The sequence below is a fragment of the Aminobacter aminovorans genome (genome assembly GCF_900445235.1).
Taxonomy (GTDB): Bacteria; Pseudomonadota; Alphaproteobacteria; order Rhizobiales; family Rhizobiaceae; genus Aminobacter; species Aminobacter aminovorans.
In genome coordinates this window covers 3,655,711-3,680,961 of record NZ_UFSM01000001.1, presented here as the reverse complement: position 1 = coordinate 3,680,961, position 25,251 = coordinate 3,655,711, and the positions used below count along the sequence as shown (strand labels likewise).

Annotated in this window: 25 protein-coding genes and 2 tRNA genes; 14 read left to right on the top strand and 13 right to left on the bottom strand. The window is 63.1% G+C overall.

Annotated features, from left to right (window positions below; genetic code table 11):
* Positions 1 to 58: 58 nt before the first annotated feature.
* On the bottom strand, positions 59 to 970 hold the full coding sequence (locus DY201_RS18180) for a LysR family transcriptional regulator (protein ID WP_115732405.1): 912 nt from the start codon (positions 968 to 970) through the stop codon (positions 59 to 61).
* 190 nt (positions 971 to 1,160) lie between these two features.
* Here DY201_RS18180 and DY201_RS18175 point away from each other — a divergent pair, with 190 nt between their 5' ends.
* The 12 genes from DY201_RS18175 (at position 1,161) to DY201_RS18120 (ending at position 13,158) form a co-directional block, all read left to right on the top strand.
* Complete coding sequence (locus DY201_RS18175) at positions 1,161 to 2,594, top strand: NAD-dependent succinate-semialdehyde dehydrogenase (RefSeq protein WP_115732404.1); 1,434 nt, start codon at positions 1,161 to 1,163, stop codon at positions 2,592 to 2,594.
* A 38-nt stretch (positions 2,595 to 2,632) separates the two neighbouring features.
* A complete protein-coding gene (locus DY201_RS18170; RefSeq protein WP_115732403.1) occupies positions 2,633 to 3,592 on the top strand; it encodes a dihydrodipicolinate synthase family protein in 960 nt (319 codons plus the stop codon).
* An 88-nt stretch (positions 3,593 to 3,680) separates the two neighbouring features.
* Positions 3,681 to 4,226 carry a 3-hydroxyanthranilate 3,4-dioxygenase gene (locus tag DY201_RS18165; protein ID WP_115732402.1) on the top strand — a complete coding sequence of 182 codons (546 nt, stop codon included), beginning with the start codon at positions 3,681 to 3,683 and terminating at the stop codon, positions 4,224 to 4,226.
* A 66-nt stretch (positions 4,227 to 4,292) separates the two neighbouring features.
* Positions 4,293 to 5,462, top strand: coding sequence for an ABC transporter substrate-binding protein (locus DY201_RS18160; protein ID WP_115732401.1), 1,170 nt, complete (start codon positions 4,293 to 4,295; stop codon positions 5,460 to 5,462).
* A 13-nt stretch (positions 5,463 to 5,475) separates the two neighbouring features.
* Positions 5,476 to 6,450, top strand: a complete 975-nt coding sequence (locus tag DY201_RS18155) for an MBL fold metallo-hydrolase (protein WP_165915943.1) — start codon at positions 5,476 to 5,478, stop codon at positions 6,448 to 6,450.
* Positions 6,451 to 6,477: 27 nt separating this feature from the next.
* On the top strand, positions 6,478 to 7,641 hold the full coding sequence (locus tag DY201_RS18150; protein ID WP_115732399.1) for an ABC transporter substrate-binding protein: 1,164 nt from the start codon (positions 6,478 to 6,480) through the stop codon (positions 7,639 to 7,641).
* Between the two features lie 78 nt (positions 7,642 to 7,719).
* Positions 7,720 to 8,634 (top strand): branched-chain amino acid ABC transporter permease, encoded by a 915-nt coding sequence (locus DY201_RS18145; protein ID WP_115732398.1) that lies wholly within the window; start codon positions 7,720 to 7,722, stop codon positions 8,632 to 8,634.
* A 19-nt stretch (positions 8,635 to 8,653) separates the two neighbouring features.
* Positions 8,654 to 9,637, top strand: a complete 984-nt coding sequence (locus tag DY201_RS18140) for a branched-chain amino acid ABC transporter permease (protein WP_115732397.1) — start codon at positions 8,654 to 8,656, stop codon at positions 9,635 to 9,637.
* Positions 9,634 to 10,389 carry an ABC transporter ATP-binding protein gene (locus DY201_RS18135; protein WP_115732396.1) on the top strand — a complete coding sequence of 252 codons (756 nt, stop codon included), beginning with the start codon at positions 9,634 to 9,636 and terminating at the stop codon, positions 10,387 to 10,389. The genes DY201_RS18140 and DY201_RS18135 overlap by 4 nt, the downstream gene beginning before the upstream one ends.
* Positions 10,383 to 11,084, top strand: coding sequence for an ABC transporter ATP-binding protein (locus DY201_RS18130; protein WP_115732395.1), 702 nt, complete (start codon positions 10,383 to 10,385; stop codon positions 11,082 to 11,084). Before DY201_RS18135 ends, DY201_RS18130 begins: the two co-directional genes overlap by 7 nt.
* A complete protein-coding gene (locus tag DY201_RS18125) occupies positions 11,071 to 11,898 on the top strand; it encodes an aspartate dehydrogenase (protein ID WP_115732394.1) in 828 nt (275 codons plus the stop codon). Before DY201_RS18130 ends, DY201_RS18125 begins: the two co-directional genes overlap by 14 nt.
* A gap of 396 nt (positions 11,899 to 12,294) precedes the next feature.
* Positions 12,295 to 13,158, top strand: coding sequence for a DUF4118 domain-containing protein (locus tag DY201_RS18120; RefSeq protein ID WP_115732393.1), 864 nt, complete (start codon positions 12,295 to 12,297; stop codon positions 13,156 to 13,158).
* Between the two features lie 46 nt (positions 13,159 to 13,204).
* Here the strand turns inward: DY201_RS18120 and DY201_RS18115 are convergent, their stop codons facing one another.
* The 7 genes from DY201_RS18115 to DY201_RS18085 all read right to left on the bottom strand — a co-directional run bounded on the left by DY201_RS18115 (position 13,205) and on the right by DY201_RS18085 (position 20,822).
* Complete coding sequence (locus tag DY201_RS18115) at positions 13,205 to 14,269, bottom strand: peptidase C39 family protein (protein ID WP_115732392.1); 1,065 nt, start codon at positions 14,267 to 14,269, stop codon at positions 13,205 to 13,207.
* Between the two features lies 1 nt (position 14,270).
* A complete protein-coding gene (locus tag DY201_RS18110; RefSeq protein ID WP_115732391.1) occupies positions 14,271 to 15,266 on the bottom strand; it encodes a succinylglutamate desuccinylase/aspartoacylase family protein in 996 nt (331 codons plus the stop codon).
* Between the two features lie 2 nt (positions 15,267 to 15,268).
* Positions 15,269 to 16,417 (bottom strand): ABC transporter ATP-binding protein, encoded by a 1,149-nt coding sequence (locus tag DY201_RS18105; RefSeq protein ID WP_245432031.1) that lies wholly within the window; start codon positions 16,415 to 16,417, stop codon positions 15,269 to 15,271.
* Entirely contained in the window at positions 16,366 to 17,364 is a 999-nt protein-coding gene (locus DY201_RS18100) for an ABC transporter ATP-binding protein (protein ID WP_115732389.1), read from the bottom strand. Before DY201_RS18100 ends, DY201_RS18105 begins: the two co-directional genes overlap by 52 nt.
* Positions 17,361 to 18,239 carry an ABC transporter permease gene (locus DY201_RS18095; RefSeq protein ID WP_115732388.1) on the bottom strand — a complete coding sequence of 293 codons (879 nt, stop codon included), beginning with the start codon at positions 18,237 to 18,239 and terminating at the stop codon, positions 17,361 to 17,363. The genes DY201_RS18100 and DY201_RS18095 overlap by 4 nt, the downstream gene beginning before the upstream one ends.
* Positions 18,236 to 19,183: an ABC transporter permease gene (locus tag DY201_RS18090; RefSeq protein ID WP_165915944.1), complete on the bottom strand. Its 948-nt coding sequence runs from the start codon at positions 19,181 to 19,183 to the stop codon at positions 18,236 to 18,238. The genes DY201_RS18095 and DY201_RS18090 overlap by 4 nt, the downstream gene beginning before the upstream one ends.
* A 112-nt stretch (positions 19,184 to 19,295) precedes the next feature.
* Positions 19,296 to 20,822: an ABC transporter substrate-binding protein gene (locus DY201_RS18085; protein ID WP_207904337.1), complete on the bottom strand. Its 1,527-nt coding sequence runs from the start codon at positions 20,820 to 20,822 to the stop codon at positions 19,296 to 19,298.
* Here DY201_RS18085 and DY201_RS29110 point away from each other — a divergent pair.
* Positions 20,821 to 21,081 (top strand): hypothetical protein, encoded by a 261-nt coding sequence (locus tag DY201_RS29110; protein WP_165915933.1) that lies wholly within the window; start codon positions 20,821 to 20,823, stop codon positions 21,079 to 21,081. The genes DY201_RS18085 and DY201_RS29110 overlap by 2 nt on opposite strands.
* Here the strand turns inward: DY201_RS29110 and gcvA are convergent.
* The 5 genes from gcvA to DY201_RS18060 form a co-directional block, all read right to left on the bottom strand.
* The gene (gcvA, locus tag DY201_RS18080; protein WP_115732386.1) at positions 21,063 to 22,025 is read right to left on the bottom strand and encodes a transcriptional regulator GcvA; all 963 of its coding nucleotides are present in this window, start codon (positions 22,023 to 22,025) and stop codon (positions 21,063 to 21,065) included. The two genes, DY201_RS29110 and gcvA, sit on opposite strands and share 19 nt — an antisense overlap.
* 94 nt (positions 22,026 to 22,119) lie before the next feature.
* Entirely contained in the window at positions 22,120 to 22,311 is a 192-nt protein-coding gene (locus tag DY201_RS18075) for a hypothetical protein (protein ID WP_115732385.1), read from the bottom strand.
* Between the two features lie 473 nt (positions 22,312 to 22,784).
* Positions 22,785 to 23,762, bottom strand: a complete 978-nt coding sequence (locus DY201_RS18070) for an alpha/beta fold hydrolase (protein ID WP_115732384.1) — start codon at positions 23,760 to 23,762, stop codon at positions 22,785 to 22,787.
* Between the two features lie 287 nt (positions 23,763 to 24,049).
* Positions 24,050 to 24,418 carry a DUF3592 domain-containing protein gene (locus DY201_RS18065; RefSeq protein WP_115732383.1) on the bottom strand — a complete coding sequence of 123 codons (369 nt, stop codon included), beginning with the start codon at positions 24,416 to 24,418 and terminating at the stop codon, positions 24,050 to 24,052.
* A gap of 227 nt (positions 24,419 to 24,645) precedes the next feature.
* Positions 24,646 to 24,721: transfer RNA gene (locus DY201_RS18060), tRNA-Val, on the bottom strand.
* 213 nt (positions 24,722 to 24,934) lie between these two features.
* On the opposite strand from DY201_RS18060, the gene DY201_RS18055 reads away from it, so the two are divergent.
* Positions 24,935 to 25,011 (top strand) — tRNA-Asp (locus tag DY201_RS18055).
* The last annotated feature ends 240 nt before the right edge of the window (positions 25,012 to 25,251 follow it).

Genomic DNA, 25,251 nt, shown 5'->3' with positions numbered 1-25,251 from the left:
AAAAACAGGAACATGGAGTTGTTCCGCGATTCGAAGAAAAGCGTAGCCGCTCTATGCGTCAGTTGGCTTCGCGTGGCGTCAGTTGCTGGGCATAGCGGCGCACGACGCCGGCAAAGGCCGAGACGGCAGGCGACACCGAGCGCCCGGTGGCGTGGATCAGCGACACCTCGCGCGAGATGGTGGGCTCGGCCAAGGGCTTGCCGGCGACCTTCCTGAAACGCGCCGCCGCCAGAGCATAGGTGGGCAGGACGGCAATGCCGAGGCCTGCCTCGACAAGGGCGATGGCCGTCGTCACCTGCGTCACCTCATAGGCCGGCTTGAACGGGATCTGCGCCATCTCGAAGCCGACTTCGACGAGCAGCCGGATGCCGCTGTCGCGCGTCAGCGTGATCAACGGCTGTTCCGCCAGAGCGGCCCATTTGACGGTCTCCGCCCCATGAAACGGGCTGTCGTGGTCGCAGAACAGCATCAGGCTGTCGCGCACCAGAGACAGCCGCTCGATGCCGTCCTCAGCAGGTGAGAAGGTGCCGAGGCCGCAATCGGCCTGGCCGCTGCGCACGCTTTCGACGATCTGCTCGGTGCCGACGTCGGCGAGTTGCACCGATATGCCGGGATAACTCCTCTGGAACTCGGCGATGGCCTGCGGCAGCACGACCGAGGCGAGCAGCGGCGGGGCGGCGATGCGCAGGCGTCCGCGCCGGCGTTCGGCCAGCATGTGCACGCCCTCGACCGCATGCTCCAACTCCTCGATCACCTTGGTTGCCGAGTTCTGGAACTCTCGTCCCGCATCGGTCAGTTCGACCCGGCGCGTGGTGCGGTCGAACAGGCGCACCGACAATTCCGCTTCGAGATCACGGATTGCCTGCGACAGCGCCGGTTGCGCGGTTCCAAGCCGCTTCGAGGCGCGCGAAAAACTGCCGAGCTCGGCGACCGCCAGGAACTGCTGGATTTGCTTGATCGTGATCTTCACGGCGGTCTCCGCGGCGCAGGCTTGGACGGCCTGGCCATTTCATCGCTAACTTATACAGAAAACAGTCTTAATTTATCAGATAAATCCATCTTGTCGATATAATGGTTTCCGCCGATGTTGGCACCAAGACGGCACGGGCCGATGCCCGGCACTGTCGAATTTAATGCCAATTGCGAAGCCGAGGCGCCCGATGTCCAACTACCCCGATCTCCAGCTCTATATCGGTGGCGCCTGGCGGCGGACTGCGGAAACGCTGCCCGTCATCAACCCGGCCGACGAGAGCGTGATCGGCGCCGTTCCGGTGGCCTCCACCGGAGATCTGGATGCGGCCCTCGAAGCCGCCGAGCGCGGCTTTGCCGTCTGGCGCAAGACCTCGCCCGCCCGCCGCGCCGAGGTGCTGCGCAAGGCGGCAGCGCTTCTGCGCGAGCGCATCGACGAGGTCGCCAGGGATATCACTCGCGAGCACGGCAAGCCGTTCCAACAGGCCCGGCTCGAAGTCATTCGCGGCGCCGAGTTCTTCGAATGGGACGCCGGCGAAGCCCAGCGCACCTATGGCCGCGTCATCCCGAGCGAGCCGGGCATCCGCTACATCGTCCATCACCAGCCGATCGGCACGGTAGCGGCGTTTTCGCCGTGGAACTTCCCGATGAGCCAGCCGGCGCGCAAGATCGCCGGTGCCTTGGCCGCCGGCTGCTCGATCATCATCAAGGCGGCGGAAGAGACGCCTGCCGGCTGCCTGCACATTGCGCGGGCCTTCCATGATGCCGGCCTTCCCGCCGGCGTGCTCAACCTCGTCTTCGGCATTCCGGCGCAGATTTCCGAGTATCTCATCCCGCAGGAGCAGGTTCGCCTGATCGCCTTCACCGGCTCGACCGCCGTCGGCAGGACCTTGACCGGCCTTGCCTCCCGCTACGTGAAGCCGACGCTGATGGAACTCGGCGGCCATGCCCCGGTGCTCGTTTGCGACGACGCCGATCCGGTGAAGGCCGGCATCGCCTCGGCCATCCGCAAAGTGCGCAATTCCGGCCAGGTCTGCACCTCGCCGACCCGCTTCTTCGTCCATGAGAGCGTCTACAAGTCGTTCACCGAAGCCTTCATCGAGCGTGCCCGCGCCGTAAGGGTCGGCAATGGTCTGGAAGAGGGTGTCGAGATGGGCCCGGTGGCCAATCATCGCCGCGTCGAGGCAATGGAAATGCTGGTCGCCGACGCCGTCTCGAAGGGCGCCAAGCTGCTGCTCGGCGGCGAACGGCCCCGCAACAGCGGCTATTTCTATCCGCCGACGATCCTCGCCGATCTGCCCGACGATGCCCGCGTCATGCGCGAAGAGCCGTTCGGCCCGCTGGCGGTGATCAATCCCGTATCCTCGCTCGAGGAGGCGATCGAGAAGGCCAACGGCGTGCCTTTCGGCCTCGCTGCCTATGCCTTCACCAACTCGGCCGCCAATGTCGACCAGATCACCGACGATCTGGAAGCGGGCAACGTCTCGATCAACACGCTTGAGGCCTCGGTCGCCGAGACGCCATTCGGCGGCGTCAAGGAGAGCGGTTTCGGTCGCGAAGGCGGTGTCGAAGGCATCCTGCACTACATGGTGGCCAAGAACGTCTCGCACCGCATGGCAATCTAGCCGAAGCCTGCAATCGCCTCGTAAAGGTTCGCAATTCGATGAAATACGACAAGAAGAATGCCAAGGCCCATTCGAGGGCAACGATGAAGGGCATCTGGGCTGCCGCCCTGATGCCGTTCAAGGATGATCTTTCGATCGACGAGGACGGTTTCCGCAGCAATGTCGACCACTGGATCGGCGACCTCGGCATCGACGGCTTTTTCATCGCCGGCAAGCAGGGCGAGTTCTTCTCGATGTCGCTTGACGAGCGCAAGCGCAGCTTCGACCTCGCCGTCGACGCCTGCGCCGGTCGCGCCCAGACCATCATGTCCTGCTCCGACCAGAACATGGACGTGGTCATCGATCTGGCAAAACATGCCCAGAAGTGCGGCGCCGACTACATCGTCGTGCACGCGCCGATCCTGCACTTCTTCAAGGAGCAGGACGAGACGCTGCTCAACTACTACCGCACCATCGCCGACAAGGTGGACATCGGCATAGCACTCTGGAGCCATCCCGACAGCGGCTACCTGATGAGCCCCGGTCTTTGCAACAAGCTCGCCGACATCGAGAACGTCGTCGCCATCAAGTATTCTGTGCCGCGTCCGATGTACAAGGAACTGACGGAACTTGCCGGCGACCGCATCCTCGTCAGCACGGCCTCCGAGGAAGAATGGCTCGACAACATTCTCGAGCTCAACTGGCAGCTCTATCTCTGCTCGTCGCCGCCCTATCTGATCCAGACCAGGCACGACAAGCGCATGCGCGAATACACCGACCTTGCCTTATCAGGAAAAGCCGAAGAGGCGCGCCGCATCAGCGCCAGCCTCGACCCGGTACGTTCAGCGCTCAAGAACACGCGCCCGGCCGAGAAGCCGCATTCGCACCAGAAGTATTGGCAGGAGCTTTTGGGGCAGGCGGGTGGACGCGTCCGCCCGCCGCTGCTGGAACTGACCGAGGCAGAGAAGCGCGCCACCCGTGCCGCATTCGAGGCCTGTGGCCTGAAGGCTTCGGCCTGACGATTTGGGCCTGACGACATTGGGCCAGACGACTGGGGCCTGACCGAACAATCCGACGCTTGCGCGCCGACCCAAAGGAGGAACGACAATGACCAGACGCCTTTCGGCCTTCAGCTTCTCGAAGTGGATCGACGAGCACGCCCACCTGCTCAAGCCGCCGGTCGGCAACCAGCAGATCTGGGAGGACGCCGACCTGATGGTGACTGTCGTCGGCGGGCCCAACAAGCGCACCGATTACCACGACGATCCGGTCGAGGAATTCTTCTACCAGCTCAAGGGCGACATGATGCTCAAGGTGGTGGACAACGGCAATTTCTACGACGTGCCGATCCGTGAGGGCGAGATCTTTCTTTTGCCGCCGCATGTGCGCCACTCGCCACAGCGCCCGCAGGAAGGCTCCATTGGCCTCGTCGTCGAGCCGAAGCGCAATGACGGTCTGCTCGACGCCTTCGAATGGTACTGCTTCGAGTGCAGTGGGCTGGTCAAGCGCGTCGAGGTCACCCTGAAGAGCATCGTCCGCGACCTGCCGCCGATCTACCAGGCGTTCTACGCTGACGAGAAGGCGCGCACCTGCCCGCAATGCGGCGCGCTTCATCCGGGCAAGACCCCGCCGGAAGGCTGGGTGAAGCTCTAATCCGTTCGCATTTCTGACTGTGGCTCGCCAGATGGCGTGCCGCTCCAACGCAGGAGCTTCCAAGGCATGAAACTGACGTCTTCGCTGGTCTCGCTCGTGGCCGGCTCGTTCTTCGCATCCGGTGCGCTTGCCCAAGAGCCGCTCAAGATCGGCATGATCACGACGCTTTCCGGACCGGCTGGCTATCTCGGCCAGGACGTGCGCGACGGTTTCCAGCTGGCGATCGACATGGAAGGTGGCAAGCTTGGTGGTGTGCCGGTCAAGGTGCTGGTGGAGGACGACGGCCTCAAGCCGGGCAATGGCCGGCAAATCGCCGAAAAGTTTCTGAACGACGAGGGCGTGAAGCTGTTCACCGGCATCGTCTTCTCGAACGTTGCCGGTGCCACCGTTCCCGAGATCGTCGACGCCGATGCGATTTTCGTCAGCCCCAATGCCGGCCCATCCGAATTTGCCGGCAAGGGCTGTCATCCAAACTATTTCGTCATGTCGTGGTTGACCGACACGATGCAGGGCAGCGCCGGCCAGAACGCCACCGATCTCGGCTACAAGAAGGCCTTCGTGCTGGCGCCGAATTACCAGGCCGGCAAGGACGCCATCGCGGGCTTCAAGCGCTACTTCAAGGGCGAGGTCGCAGGCGAGATCTATACGCGCCTCGATCAGACCGATTTCGCCGCCGAAATGGCACAGATCAAGGCCGCCAACCCTGACGTGGTTTTCCAGTTTCAGCCAGGTGGCCTGGGTATCGCATTTCTGCGCCAGTACCAGCAGTCCGGCCTGCTCGGCACGGTGCCGATGGTGATTGCCGAGCCGTCGATGGATCATGCCATCCTCAAGGCTGTTGGCGAAGCGGCTGCGGGTTTGAACGTATCGGGTTCATGGAACACCGACTTGGACAACGAGACCAATCGCGAGTTCGTCGCCAAGTTCGCAGACACCTACAAGCGCACGCCGACCATGTATGCGGCGCAGGGCTACGATACGGCGCTCGCCATCGCCTCGGCGCTCAAGCAGACGGAAGGCGATGTCGAGGACATCGAGGCCTTCCGTGCGGCGCTGCTCAAGACCGAGTTCAAGACCACACGCGGCAGCTTCAGCTTCGGCAAGAACCAGCATCCCGTGCAGGACTGGTACGCCATGCAGGTGGTCAAGGACGCCGCCGGCGAGATGACGCTCAAGACCCGCAAGAAGCTGCTGAGCGCGCATGGCGATCCCTTCGCCGGCGAATGCGACCTTTGAGGCGGCTTGCGGCATGAAGGTCACGCGTCGGCGCATAAGTGAACTCGACATCGAACTGGAGCAGCTGCACGCTGGCCCGGTTGTGGTGACCTGCATCCCTGACATGGCCAATGTCGCCTGGCCGGCAAAGGCGATCTTCGCGGGGCTTTCGCGCGAAGATCTGGAAGCTGCTTTCAGGCGTTCGCCCGAAGGCACCGTCGATCCCGCGGGTGAGACGGTGGCGCTCAGCTTCAACTGCTACGTCATCGAGACACCTGACTATGTCGCGCTGATCGACGGCGGCATCGGCGATGGCAAGGAGCGGCCGCACCGGCCGGCCTGGCATCGCCGCGAGACGATGTTCCTCGACACGCTCGCCGCGATCGGGATCTCGCCCGAGCGCGTCGACATCGTCATCAACACGCATCTGCACGCCGACCATGTCGGCTGGAACACAAGGCGGGAAGGCGAAACCTGGCGGCCGACCTTTCCCAATGCGCGCTATGTCGTCGCCGAAACCGAGCTGGCCCACTGGACCAAGGTCCATGAGGCCTCGGTCGACGGCAACACGCTGCATGGCGCCTTTGCGGATAGCGTGTTGCCCATCATCCGATCGGTCGGCTTCGAGGCGGTGGCTTCGGACGCCGAGGTGGCGGCAGGTTTGCGGCTGAAGCCGGCGCCGGGACATTCGCCCGGCATGGTGGTGGTCGCGCTCGACAGTGAAGAGGGCGAGGTACTATTCCTGGCCGACGCCGTGCATCATCCGCTGCAGCTCGGTGACGACGGCATCGTCTGCAACTTCTGCGAGGACCCGGTCCTGGCGCGCGCGACGCGGATCGGGCTGCTGGGTGCTGCGGCAGCCAGTGGCACCGTGCTCGCGCCCTACCATTTTCCCGCTCCTGTCTTCGGCCGGCTCAAGGCAGAGGCGGCTTCGTTCCGGTTCGTGCCTCTCGACATCGAGGCAACCGACCGGCTTGCGACCGACCTGGCAATCAACAATGCGCGCTGAAATGCGCCGATCAGAGGAGAACTGAGGATGAATGTGAGGACAACACTTCTTGCCGCATCGATCGCGGGCCTTGCGACGTTTCCGGCAATTGCTGCCGATCCCGTCAAGATCGGTATGATCACCACGCTGTCTGGCCCGGCCGGCTATCTCGGCCAGGACATCCGCGACGGCTTCATGCTGGCGCTGGAGGAGGGCAAGCTTGGCGGCGTGCCTGTCGAACTGGTGGTCGAAGATGACGGCCTGAAGCCCGGCCAGGGCAAGCAGATCGCCGAACGCTTCATGGGCGAAGAAGGCATAAAGCTGTTTACCGGCATCGTCTTCTCCAACGTCGCCGGCGCCACCGTGCCCGATATCGTCGACAACGATGCCTTCTATGTCAGCCCCAATGCCGCGCCGTCGAACATGGCCGGCAAGGAGTGCAACCCGAACTACTTCGTCGTCTCCTGGCAGAACGACAGCCTGCATGAGAGTGCCGGCCAGAACGCCACCAATCTCGGCTACAAGAAGGCCTTTGTCTTGGCGCCGAACTACCAGGCCGGCAAGGATGCCATCGCCGGCTTCAAGCGCTATTTCAAGGGCGAGATCGCAGGCGAAATCTATACCCGCCTCGACCAGACCGATTTCGCCGCCGAGCTCGCCCAGGTCCGCGCCGCCAAGCCGGACGTGGTGTTCCAGTTCCATCCGGGCGGCCTCGGCATCACCTTCCTGCGCCAGTACGAGCAGTCGGGCCTGATGAAGGAAATCCCGATGGTCGTGGCCGAGCCGTCGATGGATGGCGTCACTCTTGCCGCGGTTGGCGATGCCGCCATCGGCCTCAACGTGACCAGCCACTGGAACGCGGACTTCGACAACGCCGCCAACAAGAAGTTCATGGCAGCCTGGAACAAGGCCTACAACCGTCCCGTGACCTACTACGCCAGCCAGGGTTATGACGCTGCCCTTGCCTACGCCTCGGCGCTGAAGGCCACCGGCGGCAAGCTCGACGACGCCGACGCCTTCCGCGAAGCCCTGCGCAAGGCCGACTTCGAATCCGTGCGCGGCAAGTTCGCCTTCGGCCCCAACCAGCATCCGGTGCAAAACTGGTACGCGCTGAAGGTCGAGAAGGGCGATGACGGCAAGCCGATGCTGAAGACCGTCGGCGAGGTCCTCAAAGACCATGGCGACGCCTACGCTGCCGAGTGCAAGATGTAGGCCCGATCGATCAGCCATGGCGGGCGGCCACGATGCCGCTCGCCAGATTTCAAGTTTTTCCAATCGAAACGACAGGCGATGACGCTCTTCCTCGAACAAATGCTGAATGGCGTGCAATTCGGCGTCATGCTCTTCTTGCTGGCGGCCGGCCTGACGCTGATCTTTGGCATCATGGGCGTCATCAACCTGGCGCATGGCTCGATCTACATGATCGGCGCCTATGCCGGCACATGGGTCGCCGCCGAGACCGGCTCGTTCTGGCTAGGCATCCCGGCAGCGCTTGCTGCGGCTGCCGTCACCGGTGCTGCGATCGAGTTCCTCGTCGTGCGGCGGCTCTATGGCCGAGACCATCTCGATCAAGTGCTGGCGACCTTCGGCCTGATCCTGATCTTCAACCAGACGATAACCATCCTGTTCGGGCGCCAGCCGCTGTTCGTGTCGATGCCGGAAGTGCTCGGCGGTTCGGTCGAGCTGCTGCCGGGGCTGGTCTATCCGGTCTATCGCCTCGCAATCATCGCCGTCGGCCTGCTCGTGGCGCTCGGGCTCTATTTGCTGATCAACAAGACGCGCATCGGCATGCTGGTGCGCGCCGGCTCGACCAACCGTGAAATGGTGCGCGCGCTCGGCGTCGACATCCGGCTGCTCTACACGCTGGTCTTCGGCCTCGGTGCGCTTCTGGCGGGTCTTGCAGGCTTCATGGCCGGACCGATCCTCGCCGTCCAGGTCGGCATGGGCGAGCAGATCCTGATCACCACTTTCGTCGTCGTCGTCATTGGCGGCGTTGGGTCGATCCGTGGCGCCTTCTTCGCCAGCCTCATCCTCGGTGTCGTCGACACCGGTTTGCGCGCCTACCTGCCGGGCTTGCTGCGCCAGGTCATGGTCGGCCCGGAGGCCGACGCGCTCGGCGCCGGTATCTCCTCGATGGGCATCTATCTGTTGATGGCGATCGTCCTCCTCATCAGGCCGAAGGGCCTGTTCATCCGCAATTCCTGAACTAGGCGCTGACTGGCCCATGGAAAAGACACTCAAGCGACCCGTATTGCTTGCCGGCGTGCTGATCGCGCTGATCGCACTGCCTGCGGTCGCCGATGCAACCGGCTATGCGGCGTTGACGTCGCTCGCAACGCGCGTGCTGATCTACGGCATTGCCGCCGCCAGCCTCAACTTCGTGCTCGGCTATGGCGGCATGGTCAGCTTCGGCCACGCCGCGTTCTTCGGCATCGGCGGTTATGTCGTCGGCATCCTCTACCAGCATTATTCGCTGGGCGAGCCTTTGCTCGGCTTCATCCCGGGCACCAACCAACTGCTGATTACCATTCCGGTCGCGCTGATGGTCTCCGGCCTGATGGCGGCACTCATCGGCGCGCTGTCGCTGCGCACCGGCGGCGTGCAGTTCATCATGATCACGCTCGCCTTCGCCCAGATGCTGTTCTTCCTGTTCGTCTCGCTGAAGACCTACGGCGGCGACGACGGCCTGATCATTCGCCGCGCCAATGAATTGCCCGGGCTCAACATGCGCGACAAGCAGACAGTCTATTATGTCTGCCTGGCGATCACGGTGGCGTTCTTCTTCATCCTCTGGCGCATCGTCAATTCGCGCTTCGGCAACGTCATCGTCGGCCTGCGCCAGAGTGAAAAGCGCATGGCCGCCATCGGCCTGCCGGCCTACCGCTACAAGCTGATGGCCTTCGTCATCTCGGGAATGGGCTGCGGCCTTGCCGGCGCGCTGATGGCCAACTTCCTGCGTTATGCCAGCCCCGACATGATCCACTGGACCAAGTCGGGCGAACTGATGGTAATGGTCATCCTCGGCGGCGTCGGCACGCTGTTCGGCCCGCTGCTTGGCGCTGCCGCGTTCATCGTGCTTGAATCGATCCTCGCCTCATGGACGGAGAACTGGCAGCTCGGCCTCGGCCTGATCCTTTTGTTCGTGGTCCTCTACACCCAGGGCGGCGTCCAGGGCCTGGGTAGCAGGCTGCTCGGGAGGCGCGCATGACGCCGGTCCTCAACGTCAAGGGCATGGTCAAGCGTTTCGGCGGCCTGCTTGCCACCGATCATGTCGACCTCACCGTCAATCCAGGTGAGATCCACGCATTGATCGGCCCCAATGGCGCCGGCAAGACCACGTTGATTTCTCAGTTGATGGGCGAGCTCAGGCAGAACGAGGGCACGATCGAGCTCGACGGTGTGCCGATCACCAGCCTGCCGACCGCCAGGCGCGTGTCGATGGGGCTGGCACGCACCTTCCAGATCACCTGCCTGCTGCCCGACTACACGGTGCTCGACAACGTCGCCATCGCCATCCAGGTGCGCCAGGGTCACAGCTTCCGCTTCTGGGGCAACGTCCGCCACGAGCACCAGCTGCGCGCAAGCGCACGAAGTTTCCTCGATGCTGCGGGCCTGGCCGACCGGGCAAGCGAACTGGTCGCCAACCTGTCGCATGGCGAGCAGAAGCAGCTCGAGCTTGCCGTGGCGCTCGCCACCAGGCCGCGCCTGCTGCTGCTCGACGAGCCGATGGCAGGCCTTGGCCATGTCGAAAGCCAGCAGATGATCGAGATGCTGCGTGGTCTCAGGAACCAGGTCCCGATGCTGCTCGTCGAGCACGACATGGAGGCGGTGTTCGCGCTGGCCGACCGGATCTCGGTGCTGGTCTATGGTCGCATCATCGCCACCGGCACCGTCGACGAGATCAGGGACAATCCTGAGGTCCGCACAGCCTATCTGGGCGAGGGAGACGAGCTATGCTGAGCGTCGCCAGACTGCAGTCGGCCTATGGCCGCAGCCAGGTGCTTTTCGATGTCGCCCTCGAAATCGGCGATGGCGAGGTGGTGACGCTGCTCGGCCGCAACGGCATGGGCAAGACCACCACCGTCAAGTCGATCATGGGGCTGCTCAAGCCGCTGTCGGGTGAAATCAGCTTCACCGGCCGCGACGTGCGCGGCGCCACGCCCGAAACGGTGGCGCGGCTTGGCGTCGGTCTGGTGCCCGAGGGCCGCCAGACCTTCTCGACGCTCACCGTGCGCGAAAACCTCGTCGCCACCGCAGCCAATCGTCTCGGCCGCAAGGACCCGTGGACGCTGGAACGCGTCTATGCGCTGTTTCCGAGGCTCAAGGAGCGCGCCGGACAGGCTGCCGGAACCCTGTCGGGTGGCGAGCAGCAGATGCTTGTCGTCGGCCGCGCGCTGATGACCAATCCCAAGCTGCTCATCCTCGACGAGGCGACCGAGGGTCTGGCGCCGGTCATCCGTGCCGAAATCTGGGGCTGCATCGAGGCGCTCAAGGCGGAAGGGCAGTCGATCCTGTTGATCGACAAGAACCTCAACGTGCTGAAGCGTCTCGCCGACCGTCACTACATCCTCGAGAAGGGCCGCACCGTCTGGTCAGGCAGCGGCGAAGACCTGACCAACAACGCCGAACTGGTGCAGCGTTATGTCGGCCTCTGACAAGCGCAAGCGCCGTCTGCGGCTCTGCTTCGTCGGTTGGGGTGCCATCGCCTCACGGGTCGGCGAGTTGCTCGCCGAGCGGCAGCCGGCCGGCGTCGAGATCGTGGCCGTCGCCGTGCGCGATCCGGAACTCGAACGCCCCGGCTTGCCGGCGAGTGCCCGCCTGATCAGCGGGCCGCACGAACTGGCTGGGCTCGACATCGACATGGTGATCGAGGTGGCTGGCCGACCGGCAGTCGCCATCTGGGGCGAGGCGGCCCTGCGCCATGCCGCAAGCTTCGTGGTGTCCTCGGCAAGCGCGTTCACCGATGAAGCGCTGCTGGGCCTTCTCCTGGCCGTCGCCGAGGAAATGGGTAGCCGCGTAGTCGTGCCCTCGGGCGCGCTTGGCGATCTTGGCGCGCTCGCCGCCGCTGCCGTCCTGCCCGTCGACGAGGTCAGGCACACAATCGTCAAGCCGCCGCTTGCCTGGAAGGGCACCCGGGCTGCCGAGATGATCGACCTGGACAGGCTTGCCAGGCGCACGGAGTTCTTCGCCGGCACGGCGCGCCAGGCTGCGGAGGCGTTTCCGCAGAATGCAAACGTCGCCGTCATCTCGGCCTTGTCGGGCATCGGCCTGGACCGCACGCGCGTCGTGCTGGCCGCCGATCCCTCGGCCTCGCGCAACATCCACGAGATCAGTGCCGCCGGCGCTTTCGGCACGCTCGAGCTGAGGCTGGAGAACGAGGCGCTGAAGACCAATCCGAAATCCTCCGAGATGACCGCGCTCAGCCTCGTACGTCTCATCGAAAACGCGGTTGCGCCGCTGGTGCGCTGAGCGGTCTCCGTTCGTCCGAGCGACACGCAGCCCGAAACACACCGAACGACGATCGCAGTGCCAGATAAGTCACCTTGTGGCTCGTGCGGTCAGGATTGCGCAGCAATGCGCCATATACGGACTTTGATGGGCATCCCTGGAGCTTTCGTCGGATGGCCAATTCCGACCCTGGCGCGACCCCCGGGCTTTGTTCATCCATGCCTGGTTTCTTTATGAAGATTCTATTTTTCGTGGCTCAGCCCGGCATGGACCTTTTATGGCCATCTGGCCAACTATCGCATCAGGGCAGAGCGCTACAACGTCTACCACGCAGGTGGTGGCGAGGCGGACCTTGGATGTCATTCGGTCAACCACGTGTAGCGCGAGACGGCATGTTGTTGGACAGGAGTTGAGCCAATGGTGGATGCCAGTTCGAAGTCGCACCTGGAGGTCACACGGATGCCACCTGCTGATCCGCCGGCGAGCTCGGCGGATTCTCCGGCTGTGGTGGGCTACCTGGCTGCGTTGGTGATGACGGTCGTCGCCACGGTCCTGGCTGTCAGTGTCGATATAGGGGTAACGATCCCGAACCTCTCCCTGATCTTTGTAGTGCCGGTGGTCATCGCAGGCGCCAGCTTCGGCCTGGGTCCCTCGCTCTGCTCGGCCATACTCGGCGCGCTCGCGTACAACTTCTTCCTCACCGAGCCCCGCTACTCGCTCGCTGTCAGTGACCCGGCGAACATCTGGGCGATCGCACTGCTTTTCATCGTCGGACTTATCGTGAGTGGCGCTGCCTACACCTCGGGCCGGAGGGCCGCCGACTCGGCAAGTCTGAGGAGGCAGACGGATGTACTGCAAGGCTTCAGCCGCGATATCGTGGCGGCCGACAAACCGGAGGCAATCGTCGCGATTACGTCCGAAGCCCTGGCTGAGCTCTTCGAAGTTCCTGCTGTGGTGATGCTTGTCACGGACGATGCGGTTTCCGTGAAGCAAATTGTCGGGGCCGTCGAGCTTCAGGACACCGAGCTAAAGGCAGCACTTTCGTCGTTGGCGGCGCAGACTGCCGTGCGCGCCGGGGTCTACCCTGCTGTCACCTCGCGCTTTGACTTCTGGCCCGTGATAACGCCGAGCGGCCAAAGTGCGGTAATTGGGCTTGCTTTCGACCCCGAAGAGCGTCCGTCGAAACCCGAAACCTTGGTCAACATCGTTCGGGGTGTTCTGGAACTGGCGCTTGACCGCCAGCTTTCCCCGGCTGGCGGCAATGCCCGGCCCACAGGCTGAAGTCTCGATCGTTCGCGTCGCCTGTCGAGTTGCGGTCAGAGCCGCATCAAGTTGCCGGCCCGATGATCAGGGCCGCGCGATAGGCCGGTTCTCCGTACCAGGCCATGCGATCGAGCATGGCATCGCGGATCGGCAGGTCGACGACATCGGCGGCATTTTCGAGCGCATCGACCTCGAACCATGGATCGTTGACGAGGAAGTGCTCCTCGCTCACCGCATGGGCGACCACCCAATGCGGTGCGGTGCGGCCGTGGGTTTCCCTCTGGTCGATCAGAACCACGGCGATCGAACCGCCTGCCACGGCGCTACGTAGTTCGGCTATGGTGAAGGGGCGCGCTTCGACCTCGATGCCGGCTTCGAGCACACGGCTCTTGAAGTCGGCCTGGACGAATTTCATCAGGTCGCGCTTGGCTTCGGTATTGCCGCGATCGATGAGGATCGCTTCTGACGTGCTCATGAACACCTTCACTGCATGACCGCGCGAGTTTGCCGCAAGTGCGAGGCCGTAAGGGTCGCAGCCGCCAGGGCCGTCCATCGATACCACCGTCGTCGCCTCGCGCCACATCGCCAGTTCCAGAAGACGGTCCATGGCGGACGAAGGATCGAGGCCGGCAAAGGCCATCATCAGCGAGGCAGAGCCACAGGTGAACCCGGTTGTCTGGGTGTAGATCGGCGTCCTGGAGCTTGCCATTGGCCCGTCGTTCCGCAGTCGGCGCTCGGCATATGGTGCACCTTGCAGCGCGGCAGCGACGCCGGCAAGAGCTCTCAAGCCGGTGGAGATGACATCCTCCCCCGAGACCGCGGCGATGCGCCAGGTCAGGATATCGCTGTCGAGGGACAACTGCTCCAATGCCGATACCAGTTCGCTGCCGACGGCGTTGCAGTCGATGTCATCGGCATCGACCCAGAAATGGGACACCCGAAGCATCGTAGCCGTGCGCCGCCGACGCCCGATCAGCAACCCGACGATGGCATCGCCACGTTGCGCAATGAAGACGATACGGCCGCGCGCCGACTGTATTGCCGCAAGGTGCTCCGCCATGGCAGCCGGCAGCCCAAGCGGTGCTTCGTGGCCATCGAGAAGTTGCGTGACGTTGATGGGCTCGGCCATGTCAGATCCTTGGTGTTGCGAGATGGGCCAGGCAGTCGCCGCGCACGACCAGCGAGGGGTGCCGCTGGCACACGACGATGCCGGAGATGTCGAAATGCTGAGGTGTGGCAGGGCGCGCCGGATCGTCCACCGCATGGACCATGCCGCAGAGCGCGCCGGCCTCGATGCGATCTCCGAGATCGGTCATGGGCTCGAACACACCGTCCTCGGTCGCATAGACATAGTAGTCGCGGCCAAGCACTTCGAACTCGATCGCGGGAGGTGAGGGAGGGTCAAATGTCTGTTCCACCATGGCGAAATGGGCGAGGAGACGCTGGATGCCGTTTTCGATCAGCGCCAGGCCTTGCCGCGACACCGTCCCGCCGCCGCCGAACTCACCACCAAGCGAGATGATGCCCTGGCGATTCGACTCCGACGTCGAGAGCCGGGGATCGGGACTGTAGCCCCAGACCTGCAGGTGCGGGGCGCCGAAGGCCCGCGCGGCTTCCAAAGCGCGGCTGTCGAGGTCGGGATCGCCGCTGCGGCGGGTGGAAACGAACGGAAGATAGTTCAGCGACGAGCCGCCGGCATGGAAATCCTGATAGAAATCGGCAAGAGGCAGCAGCACGGAGCTGACATAATCGGCGATGGCTGCTGTCGGTCCGCCCAGGGGATCGCCCGGATAGGCGCGGTTGAGATTGCCGCCGTCGAGCGGGGACACACGGCTGCCGGCAAGGGCTGCCGGCGCATTGAGCATCGGCAGGACGATCAGCCGTCCGTTGATCGAGGCGGGATCGATGCTCTGCAGCAGCTTGGTCAGAGCGATCTGGCCTTCATATTCGTCGCCATGGGTGCCGGCGGTGAGCAGCATCGTCGGCCCCTTGCCGCCTGCGACGACCCCGACCGGGATGGTGATCGTGCCATAAGCGGAGCGATGAACCGAGTGTGGGAAATGCAGATTGCCGATCTGCTTGCCCGTTCGTTCATAGTCCAGCCGTGTCCAGATTTGCGTCGACATCTTCAGTTGCTGCTCATGCGGGAGTTGGAATTGGCGGCCGCCTGGCGGTAGAGCGCCAGCAGCCGGGTCGTTTTCGGCGCGTGCTGTGCGCCGGGTGCGTTTGCCTGAAAGGCGGGAATTTCCTGCCAGCGGTGGCAAGCCACCAGCCGCCCATCACCGCCAGGAGAAAGGGCCGGGATGTCCCGTCGGCAGCGCTCGATCGCAAACGGGCACCTTGGGTGGAAGCGACACCCCGAAGGTGGATCGAGCGGACTTGGCATGTCGCCGGCCAGCGCAACGCTGGCCTGGCGGGCGCCCGGCCGCGGCACAGGTGCGGCGGCTAGAAGCGCTCTGGTGTAGGGGTGCGACGGCTGGTCGAAGATCGCCGCCTTCGGCCCGATCTCGACGATATTGCCAAGATACATCACCGCAACGCGATGGCTGATGTGGCGGACGACGGACAGGCCGTGGGAAATGAACAGGTAGCTAAGGCCCAGGCGATCCTGAAGGCTTTGCAGGAGGTTGACGATCTGTGCCTGAACCGAGACATCGAGCGCGGAGACGGGCTCGTCGCAGACGATCAGCCTGGGTTCGACAGCAAGCGCGCGGGCGATGCCGATGCGCTGGCGCTGACCACCGGAGAATTCGTGCGGATAGCGCCCGGCATGCCGCTTTGCCAGGCCAACCAGGCCAAGCAGTTCGGCGACCCTGTCATTGGCGCTATTGCGGTCGGCCAGCCCATGCAGCAGCGCAGGCTCGGCGATCAGTTCGCCCACGGTCATGCGTGGGTTGAGCGAGCCGTAGGGGTCCTGGAAGATCAACTGGATACGCCGGCGCATGGCGCGCTGTTCGCTGGCGGTCTGTCCGGACAGTTCCTGGCCCTCGAACAGGATCCGGCCCGAGCTCGGCGCGGCCAGCCCGACCAACATGCGTCCGGCGGTCGACTTGCCGCAGCCGCTTTCGCCAACCAAAGACAGGGTTTCGCCCGGGGCGATGCCGAAGCTGATGTCATTGACGGCGCTCAGCGTCCGCTTCTGCCATGGCCAGGCGCCTGCGACGCTGAACGTCTTGCTCAGCCCTTCGACTTTCAGAAGTGGGGCAGATGCATCGGTGGGCGACGTCATTGTTGTCCTCCCTGGGTCAGGGTTTCCAGGAGAGGTGCGCGCCAGCATGCGGACAAATGGCCCGGCCTGACGGTCTCAAGCGGCGGCGCCTCCATCGCACAACGCTTGATGGCGAAGGGGCAGCGTGGCTGAAACCGGCAACCGGCGGGCAGCGCCAGCGGATCCGGCATGCTGCCTTCGATCGGCGTCAGCGTTTCGCTGTCGCCGTCGATCGAAGGCATCGAGCTGAGCAGCCCGATCGTGTAGGGGTGCTCCGGACCGTCGAAGAGATCGGTGACCGGCGCGATCTCGACGATGCGGCCGGCATACATCACAGCGACGCGGTCGGCCATCTCGGCAACCACGCCGAGATCATGGGTGATCAGGATGATCGCCGCACCGCTATTCGCCTTGAGCTCGCGCATCAGGTCCAGAATCTGGGCCTGCACGGTGACGTCGAGCGCGGTCGTCGGTTCGTCCGCGATCAGCAACTCCGGCCGGCAGGCCAGCGCCATGGCGATCATCGCGCGCTGGCGCATGCCGCCGCTGAGTTCATGCGGATAACTCTTCATCCGGGCACGGGGCGAGGGGATGCCGGTCAATTCCAGTACTTCGACCGCACGGGCGCGCGCTGCCGCCTTGCCGACCGCCTCGTGCAACTGGATCGCCTCGACGATCTGGTCGCCGATCGTCTGCACCGGATTGAGCGATGTGTTGGGCTCCTGGAAGATCATGCCGATACGGCCGCCGCGAATGTCACGCATCGCATGGGCTGGCTTGGTCAGCAGGTCATCGCCACGAAACAGGATCTCGCCTGTTGTGATTGCGCTTGGGACCAGTCGCAGCAGCGAAAGCGACATGACACTCTTGCCCGAGCCGGACTCGCCGACAATCGCCAGCGTTTCGCCGGCACGGACGCTGAAATCGACGTCGTCGACGGCAGCCACCGTGCCGCCCGCGGTATGGAAACCGACCCGCAAGCCGCGGACCGCGATGAGAGGTATGTCTTGGGTCATCGCTGCAGCTTCGGGTCGGTGAGGTCGCGGAACGCATCCCCCAGCAGGTTGCAGGAAAGCACGATCATGAAGATCAGCAGGCTAGCTGCAGTCGAGACATGCGGTGCCAGGAATATGAAGCTGCGGCCTTCGGCAGCGATGCTGCCGAGCTCAGCCGTCGGTGGCTGCAATCCAAGGCCGAGAAAGCCAAGGGCTGCGGCCAGAAGGATCGTCTCGCCGAATTGCAGCGAGCAGTAGACGACGATAGGGGCGGCACAGTTGCGCAACAGGTAACGCCGGATCAGGGCGCTGTCGGAAAGGCCGATCACGCGGCCGGCATCCATGTATTCGGCCTGCATCACCGAGGCGGCGGTGGCACGGGCAACGCGGGCGATGGGCGGCGCCGCAGACAGGCCGAGCGCAATCACCAGGCTGTCCATGCCAACACCCAGCATGGCCGCCAGAGCGAGGCCAAACAGGATCGACGGAAACGACAAAAGGATGTCGACCAGCCGCATCAGTGGTCCCTCGAGCCTGCGGTAGAAGGCGGCGGCCAGGCCGATGCTGGTGCCGATCAGGCTGCCGACGACGATGCTGGCAAAGCCAAGCGCAAGTGTCGTCCGGGCGCCGTAGAGCAGTCGGGTCAGCAGATCACGTCCCTGGGTGTCGGTGCCCAGGAGATGGTCGCCACCCGGCGGGCGGAGCCGCATCCTGAGATTGGTGTCGTAGGGATCGAACGGAGCCAGAACGGGTGCCAGAATGGCCGCAACGACAATCACGACCAGGAAGATCAGGGCGATGAGGGCGAGCGGATCGCGGGCGAGGCGCCGGAGCAGATGCGGTCGCGAAGCGCCGGCGGTATTTGCCGCCTGGAGGGCGGTGGTGTCAGTGCTCATCGGACCTTGCTCCGGATGCGGGGATCGAGCAGGCCGTAGAGCGCATCGACAACGAAGTTGACCACGATGAAACCGCAGGCCAGCACGAGGATGCAGCCCTGGGCCATCGGAAAGTCGCTGGAGACGATGGAGCCGACCGCCAGCCGGCCGATGCCGGGCCAGCCGAAGATGGTTTCGGCGATAACCGCGCCACCGAGCAGCGAGCCGATCTGCAGGCCGATCAGCGTCACGACAGGTATCAGCGCCGTGCGCAGCGCATGTCGTGTGACGACGCGGAACTCAGACGCCCCCTTGGCGCGGGCGGTGCGGATGAAGTCGGCACCCAGCACCTCGACAACCGCGGTGCGGGTCATCCGCGCCACCGGCCCGATGAAGATGAGCCCCAGCGTCAGCGCCGGCAGTGCGACATGGTGCAATCCGCTGAGCGTCCAAAGCGGCCCGCCCCGGCCTTGCAGTGGAAACAGCTGCCAGCGGAACGCGGCGAACTGCAACAGCAGAAGCCCGACCCAGAAAGCAGGGACGGAGACGCCTGCCACCGACAGCGCGGTGACGGCTCGGTCGAAGACCTGCCCACGGCGCATGGCGGCAAGCGTGCCCAGCAGGATGCCAAGCGGGACCGCCCAGATCAGACTTGCCACCATCAGTTCGATGGTCGGCCCAAGCGCCGTCATAAGCTCTCCGGCGACCGGCGCGTTGTTGATGATCGACCGTCCGAGATCGCCTTGCATGACGCGCAGCAGATAGAACCAGAACTGCATCATGATCGGGGCGTCGAGGCCGAGCTGGCGCCGGATGTCTTCGATTTCGGCAGCCGTACCCGACGGTCCGGCGATAATGGTGGCGGGGTCTGTCGGGATGACCTGAAGCATCAGGAAACCGACCAGAAGCACACCGAGCAGCACAGGTATCGAGGTCAACAAGCGCCAAAGGAGCTGTCGCGTCACGTTGTCTTCTCCCAAGCGGGCATCATTTCAAGGTTTCGGGGTTGGCCCGAATCCTGGCGTTCGAGCGGTCCACCGCACCGGCAGTCATGCCGGGCGCGGTGGACCGTCGCCGTCATTTTGCCAGCTTGAGGTCCAGCCCGTTGTATAGGGGCGCACCGCTGATGCCATGCGGCTTGAACGGCGCAACGCGCGACCCAGCCACCACGACCAGCTTCTCGTTGACCAGAGGCTTCCACAACACGGCGTCGTGGATGATCGCTCCGGCCTCGGCGAAGGCGGCAAAGCGCGCTTCCACTGAGGTCGCGCGGTTGCCGGCGTCGATCAGTTGATCGGTCTTGGGATCGTTCCAGTTCATCCGGTTGGGCGTCGGCATGTTCGACGACAGGAAGTACAGGTTCATGGCGTCGCCCGCGCTCAGATACGGATAGCTCATCTGATACAGGTCGAAATCCTGGGTCTTCAGCTTGCCCCATACGATCGTCGGATCGTAGAGCTCGACCTTCAGATCGACGCCGATCTTGCGCAGATCACCTTGGATGGTCTCGGCCATCTGCTTGTCTGAATCGCCGGTGAAGCCATAGAAGATCAACGACAGAGGCTTGCCGTCCTTCATGCGGACGCCGCCGTCCTTGGAGACCCAGCCTGCCTCGTCGAGCAGCGCCTTGGCCTTTTCTGGATCATAGCCGAATGCGTCCAGCTTCATGTCGGGATTGAAGTCGCGCGCGGCCTCGGAATAATAGGACTTGGCCGCCTCGGCCTCGCCGAAGAAGATCGCGTCGGCGATGGCACTCTGGTCGATTGCCAGGCTTAGCGCTTCGCGGACGCGTTTGTCGCCCAGATCGGGGCGTGTGATCTTCATACCGACATAGTGCGTGCGGAAGCCCGCTTCGGGCCGCAGCAACTGGATCGAAGGTGTCGCCTGCAACTGTGAGATAGCCCAGGCGGGCACCGCGAAGGACACGTCGCCTTCGCCGGTCTGCAAGGCGGCGGCAAGGGTCGCCTCTTCCGGAACGATCTTCCAGACGATTTTCGCCACCTCTGCCGGTCCGGGATTGGTCATGAAGGAAGGCCCCCAGCGATAGCCCTCGTGCCGGGTCAAAACGGTCTGGGTGCGCGGGGTCCAGGACTGGAAGCAGAACGCTCCGGTGCCGTTGAAGGCGGCGACGCCGAAGTCGTCCTTCAGTGCGGTCGCCTGGTCCGGATCGATGATGATGAAGTTGAACTGCGTCATCTGGTACAGCAGTTCCGAATAGGGCTCCTTCAACTTGTATTCGACGGTGTAGTCGTCGAGCGCCTTTACGCTTTCGACCTTGCCGGCCTTCCATTTGCTGACGCCCGGGAAATCCGGATTGAGCCAGCGATCCATCGTGCCGACCACTGCCTTTGCGGTGAAAGGCTTGGCATCGCAGAAGCTTACGTCGCGGCGCAGGTGAAAGGTGTAGGTGAGGCCGTCGGCGCTGACCTCCCAACGCTCGGCCAGGCCGGGGCGGAGGGTCTTGAGATCACGGTCGAGCGTCACCAGCGTTTCGCCGACCATGTAGAGGATTTCGGCTGCAGCGAGCGCTGTGGAGCGCTGCGGGTCGTAGCGGTCCGCATCGCTGATGCGCAGGACCACAGCCGTGTCAGGCTCCTGCGCCATGGCGGCCGTCGTTGCCAATGCGAGCGAAAGCATGCATCCGGCCGCTCGTTTTCCGATCATTCCCATTAACTCACTCCCCGTTGTCGTTGGACGCCGTTCCGGCAAAGCTTCGGTCAGCGCCAAGCCGCTTCCCTGGAAGGAACGGCCTGGCGTCAAAACCGAGATCGAAAATGTCCGGCGTCGTGAGCTGAAGAGTAGAGTGGCCGGCGACGGTCGTTCAAACGATAAGATCGCGTCAAATCATTCCTCTACGGAATGAACTGTCGTTTCGGGTCGACGTGGTGCCTGGTCGCCAATGGTGGGTGGCCGTTTGGACGCCACCACCTCGTCCAAGAGCCACTGCCTGAAGGCCTGCACCGCCGGCAAATAGCTTTTCCGTTCCGGACAGACGAGGAAATAGGATTCCGGACTTTTCATCGGTCGGCCGAACGGCGCGACCAGCGTGCCGTCGGCCAGCTCGACCTCGATCATGAACTTTGGGACGATCGCCATGCCCATGCCGCTGATGGTTGCCTGGATGATCATTTCGAACTGTTCGAAGCGGACACCGTGGAAAGGATTGACCGAGGTATCATCGGCTCTTTGCAGCCAGTCCTTCCAGGCGCGTGGCCGGGCTCGATGATGCAAAAGGGCGACCCGTCCGAGATCGGCAATGCTGCTCACCGGTCCGTTCGGCGCCATCAGCGAGGGCGCGCAGACCGGAACGACCTCTTCCTCCATCAGCCGGTCGGAAATGCCGCCGGGCCATGGTTTTTCGCCGAAATAGATGGCGACGTCGATGTTTTCCTCGACCAGGTCGAACGGCCATGTTCGTGCCGTCAGGTTGAGCGCGATCCTGGGGTGACGCTCCCTGAAGCGGCCGATCCTGGAGGCGAGCCAGCGCGAGCCGAAGGTCGGCAGCGTGGCGATGTTGAGCATGCCGCCGCCGCCCTGGAAGGCAAGTGCCTTCATCGTCGCCGATTCGAGGATCTCGAGGGCCTCGCGCACCCGGGCGAGATAGAGCTGCCCGGCCTCGGTCAAAACGATGCGCTGGCGGATGCGTTCGAACAGGCGCAGGCCGAGGAATGATTCGAGTGACTGGACCTGCTTGCTGACCGCGCTCTGCGACAGGTTCAGCTCCTCGGCGGCGCGGGTAAAGCTCGAATGACGCGCCGCCGCCTCAAAGATCGTCAGCGAGGGTAGCGAAGGCAAAACGCGGCGCATGACGATTCCGAACTGGGCACTGCAATGATGGCGGCGACTATGGAGCGCTTGTCGCTGCGCCGCAATCGGGCCAGCGAGATGGCGTTCCCGCGGTTCAAAGTACAATCTTTGCGAGGATCGCGGCGGCCGAACCTATGATCGACACCACCATGAATATGGCGGCGACGGTCTCGATGCCGGACGTGCTTACCCTTTGTGGCACGAACCGCTCGAACGGATCCCCCGATGAGAAGACCTGCAGTCGGTCGTACCACTGCAATCCGTGATCAATAACGCTGAGCCACATTTTCGTTCGCCACCCAATGGCGCCAACGCGTGGAGCGCCGGCTTGCGTGGCACCAATACGTCTCGCCACATAGGGTTTCGAGGTGACAGCGACGGCTGGAAAATCAAAATGTCATAAGGATTTGGCGGCAGGGGAGCGCTGGCCGTCCTCAATCAACGCGACCTAGGATATCCGGCGGCGGTAAGTGGCCATCGCACAAATGCACGAAGAATTCAGGTTCGCTGAGTGCCTGGGCGACGACTTTTCTTGCCAGCTATCTGGTGATGAGCGAATTACGTACCGGGATGGTGCGGCAAGGCGATGGAGACGAAGGACATCAGGGCGACGACTGCAAACATGGCCTAGAGATAGGAATCGGGGGCAGCGTTGCGAGGGCGGAGGCGAATTATGGGCGTGTCGGTCACGGCAATATACGTGTGATGTCTGGTTTTCCTGGATCGCAGCCGTCGTTGCAGGCTCTTAAGGCCTCCTTGTCAAAGGGCAGCTGGTGCTGGAATTTCAGCGAGAAACTCCATCAGCGCATCGCAGACCTCACGAGGCCTGTCCACTGTCAGCGTATGTCCGGCTCGCGCCAACAGCGCAACTTTGCAGGCTGGCGCATTCGCGCGAATACGCGCCGCTGCTTTGTTTACATCGTAAAGGGCATCATCCTGCCCCAACAGAAATAGGGTTCGCGCCGGCATGCGTTGCAGATCGTCTGCTGACATCCTTGGCGGCGGCGGTGGGCTTTGCCGTTGCGACCGCCAACGTGTGACGAAATCCTGCATGACCAGCCCAGTCGGCTGCGGTGCATGCGGCGATGAGACAAGGCGATAAAAGCTGCGAATTCGTGAGTCGGTTGGAGCCATGGTCGCCAGAACCGCCCTCAGCATAAAGCTCAAACGCAGCGGCTCGATATGGGGCGGCGCGAGCAATGCCAATCCTCGCACGCGTTCCGGGTATTTGAGCGCAAAATCGGCAGCGAGCCATGAGCCGAAAGATGTGCCGGCAAGTGCCGTTTGTTCAAGGCCGAGGCCATCGAGTACCTGAGCCAGCCAACGCACGTGGCCGCCGGATGCATAGGCTGGTCGCGCGCCCGTGCTCCTGCCGACGTCGCCAATGATATCAAGAGCATAGACGCGAAACGTCGCAGCGAGCTCAGCGATGTTGTGAATCCACATCGTCGCATTGCCACCCCCGCCATGCAGCAATACCAGCTGAGACGCCGTCGGATTGCCGGAAACGATGAGATGGGCCTTGCCGAAATCGGTATCGATGAAGCGGCTTTCATAAGATACCGGCCATCGCGCCAGCAGCGCATCATAGTCATCAAGAACCCTGTCCCTTGCCGCATCGGATTTGAATGGTGACTGAGCTGGCATCAGAAATTCTCCCAAAGCTTGCTGTGGCAGCCAAAGCTGCTTCATGCTGTCGAGTTGTTCGAGGGCGCAAAACGGCGTCAATTTGCTCATATGGCGCTATCAACATTGCGAGTTCATTGCAGTTCATGCTTTGCCAACTGCAGATGCACACAACGTGGATTGTGAAATGCACCTTCCGCGGACGAAGCGAATGCGCCCGGCTAGGTTCAAGGATATGCAGCGGCTATTGCTGGTTTGACATGGGCGCGAGTTTCGTTCGTGCCTCATAGTCGAGAGGCTGATCAATCAGACGGGCAGTCACTTGGCAGAGAAAGCCGCGTTTCGTAGAGACGCTGCCAGCCTTCTAATGTCCCGGAGATGGTTTTTGCTGTCGGCTATTAGGCTGCCTTGCCCAGTGCCTTGCGCGCGTCCTCGACCAGCCAGGCCGGGGCGCTGACGCCGGGCTTTTCTGGCAGATAAACAAGCTGGATCGGCCCGCCTTCTTCAAGCTCTACCCATTTGCTGCCGGACACTGTGGCCGCCCGGCGATGCTCGACCCCGTCAGCCGCGACATAGGAAAAGGCGATCCGGCGCCCCATCGATCCAGCATTACCCGCGCCGGTGCGAAATTTCCTGATCACTATCCCCGTCACCGGCAAGCCATGGCGCGCCAGCTCGCCAAACTGCATCCCACGCCACACCAGCGCGCCGACAATAGCCAGGGTGATGATGATTGCCGGCAGGAAGGCGTAGAGGAGAAAGCCCATGGCGGCAGTTTAGCGCGGTGTTTGGGGGAGGCAATTGCAGATGTCTCGATGCATTTGGAGATCCAGATGGCGCGGTGTCACGCCTGGAGACGGCCCGGCTCAATTCCTGACCGTATCGGTGGATAGGGGCAATTCCGGCATTCCAGCCCTTCAGATCCGCTGAACCTGTAGGGCACTTCGCAAATCCAGCCGTCAGGCCGGAAATCATAATAAAATCTGAGGAAAAATGGTGGGCGATGACGGGCTCGAACCGCCGACATCTTCGGTGTAAACGAAGCGCTCTACCAACTGAGCTAATCGCCCCAACCGCGCGGACCAATAAGCGGTTCGCCTGTGATCCGCAAGTTCAAATGCATGCCGCTGGGGCAGGTGAAGCGGTCAGAAAGCCGGGTTTTGTGGACATCGAAAAATAGACGACAAAGTTTGTCGATTATCTCTTCGATGTCGCTTGACACTCCCCATCGAACCCCGTAATTCACCGCCAACGACGCGGCGCCCAGCGCCAACGTCCAGAGCGCGGGTGTAGCTCAGTCGGTTAGAGTGCCGGCCTGTCACGCCGGAGGTCGCGGGTTCGAGCCCCGTCACTCGCGCCAGTTTTTCAAAGGCTTAGCCTTTGCCGACTGATCCTGTAGATTAAGTTTTCCACGAGCGCCTGATGGTGCTGGGAAACACAGATTTTTCCAAATCTCCAAACATGTTCGTGCTGTCATTGTTCGCAGCATGCAGGCGCGAATCGTGCTGACGGAAAAGTCCGCCTTTGATGATTCGTGCTCGCGGGCGAAGCCTCCTGCGGGGCGTCTGCCACCTTTTGTTCGCGCGCTGTGTTGCAGAAT

What these genes read in the sequence shown, in the direction of transcription:
- DY201_RS18160 (WP_115732401.1), top strand. Translation starts at nt 4,293, where the DNA reads ATGAAACTGACGTCTTCGCTGGTCTCGCTCGTGGCCGGCTCGTTCTTC.
- DY201_RS18155 (WP_165915943.1), top strand. Translation starts at nt 5,476, where the DNA reads ATGAAGGTCACGCGTCGGCGCATAAGTGAACTCGACATCGAACTGGAG.
- DY201_RS18140 (WP_115732397.1), top strand. Translation starts at nt 8,654, where the DNA reads ATGGAAAAGACACTCAAGCGACCCGTATTGCTTGCCGGCGTGCTGATC.
- DY201_RS18105 (WP_245432031.1), bottom strand. Translation starts at nt 16,417, where the DNA reads ATGCTGGCGCGCACCTCTCCTGGAAACCCTGACCCAGGGAGGACAACA.
- DY201_RS18150 (WP_115732399.1), top strand. Translation starts at nt 6,478, where the DNA reads ATGAATGTGAGGACAACACTTCTTGCCGCATCGATCGCGGGCCTTGCG.
- DY201_RS29110 (WP_165915933.1), top strand. Translation starts at nt 20,821, where the DNA reads ATGGCGGCCGTCGTTGCCAATGCGAGCGAAAGCATGCATCCGGCCGCT.
- DY201_RS18125 (WP_115732394.1), top strand. Translation starts at nt 11,071, where the DNA reads ATGTCGGCCTCTGACAAGCGCAAGCGCCGTCTGCGGCTCTGCTTCGTC.
- DY201_RS18070 (WP_115732384.1), bottom strand. Translation starts at nt 23,762, where the DNA reads ATGAGCAAATTGACGCCGTTTTGCGCCCTCGAACAACTCGACAGCATG.
- DY201_RS18075 (WP_115732385.1), bottom strand. Translation starts at nt 22,311, where the DNA reads ATGTGGCTCAGCGTTATTGATCACGGATTGCAGTGGTACGACCGACTG.
- gcvA (WP_115732386.1), bottom strand. Translation starts at nt 22,025, where the DNA reads ATGCGCCGCGTTTTGCCTTCGCTACCCTCGCTGACGATCTTTGAGGCG.
- DY201_RS18165 (WP_115732402.1), top strand. Translation starts at nt 3,681, where the DNA reads ATGACCAGACGCCTTTCGGCCTTCAGCTTCTCGAAGTGGATCGACGAG.
- DY201_RS18175 (WP_115732404.1), top strand. Translation starts at nt 1,161, where the DNA reads ATGTCCAACTACCCCGATCTCCAGCTCTATATCGGTGGCGCCTGGCGG.
- DY201_RS18120 (WP_115732393.1), top strand. Translation starts at nt 12,295, where the DNA reads ATGGTGGATGCCAGTTCGAAGTCGCACCTGGAGGTCACACGGATGCCA.
- DY201_RS18095 (WP_115732388.1), bottom strand. Translation starts at nt 18,239, where the DNA reads ATGAGCACTGACACCACCGCCCTCCAGGCGGCAAATACCGCCGGCGCT.
- DY201_RS18085 (WP_207904337.1), bottom strand. Translation starts at nt 20,822, where the DNA reads ATGGCGCAGGAGCCTGACACGGCTGTGGTCCTGCGCATCAGCGATGCG.
- DY201_RS18130 (WP_115732395.1), top strand. Translation starts at nt 10,383, where the DNA reads ATGCTGAGCGTCGCCAGACTGCAGTCGGCCTATGGCCGCAGCCAGGTG.
- DY201_RS18115 (WP_115732392.1), bottom strand. Translation starts at nt 14,269, where the DNA reads ATGGCCGAGCCCATCAACGTCACGCAACTTCTCGATGGCCACGAAGCA.
- DY201_RS18170 (WP_115732403.1), top strand. Translation starts at nt 2,633, where the DNA reads ATGAAATACGACAAGAAGAATGCCAAGGCCCATTCGAGGGCAACGATG.
- DY201_RS18135 (WP_115732396.1), top strand. Translation starts at nt 9,634, where the DNA reads ATGACGCCGGTCCTCAACGTCAAGGGCATGGTCAAGCGTTTCGGCGGC.
- DY201_RS18065 (WP_115732383.1), bottom strand. Translation starts at nt 24,418, where the DNA reads ATGGGCTTTCTCCTCTACGCCTTCCTGCCGGCAATCATCATCACCCTG.
- DY201_RS18100 (WP_115732389.1), bottom strand. Translation starts at nt 17,364, where the DNA reads ATGACCCAAGACATACCTCTCATCGCGGTCCGCGGCTTGCGGGTCGGT.
- DY201_RS18110 (WP_115732391.1), bottom strand. Translation starts at nt 15,266, where the DNA reads ATGTCGACGCAAATCTGGACACGGCTGGACTATGAACGAACGGGCAAG.
- DY201_RS18145 (WP_115732398.1), top strand. Translation starts at nt 7,720, where the DNA reads ATGACGCTCTTCCTCGAACAAATGCTGAATGGCGTGCAATTCGGCGTC.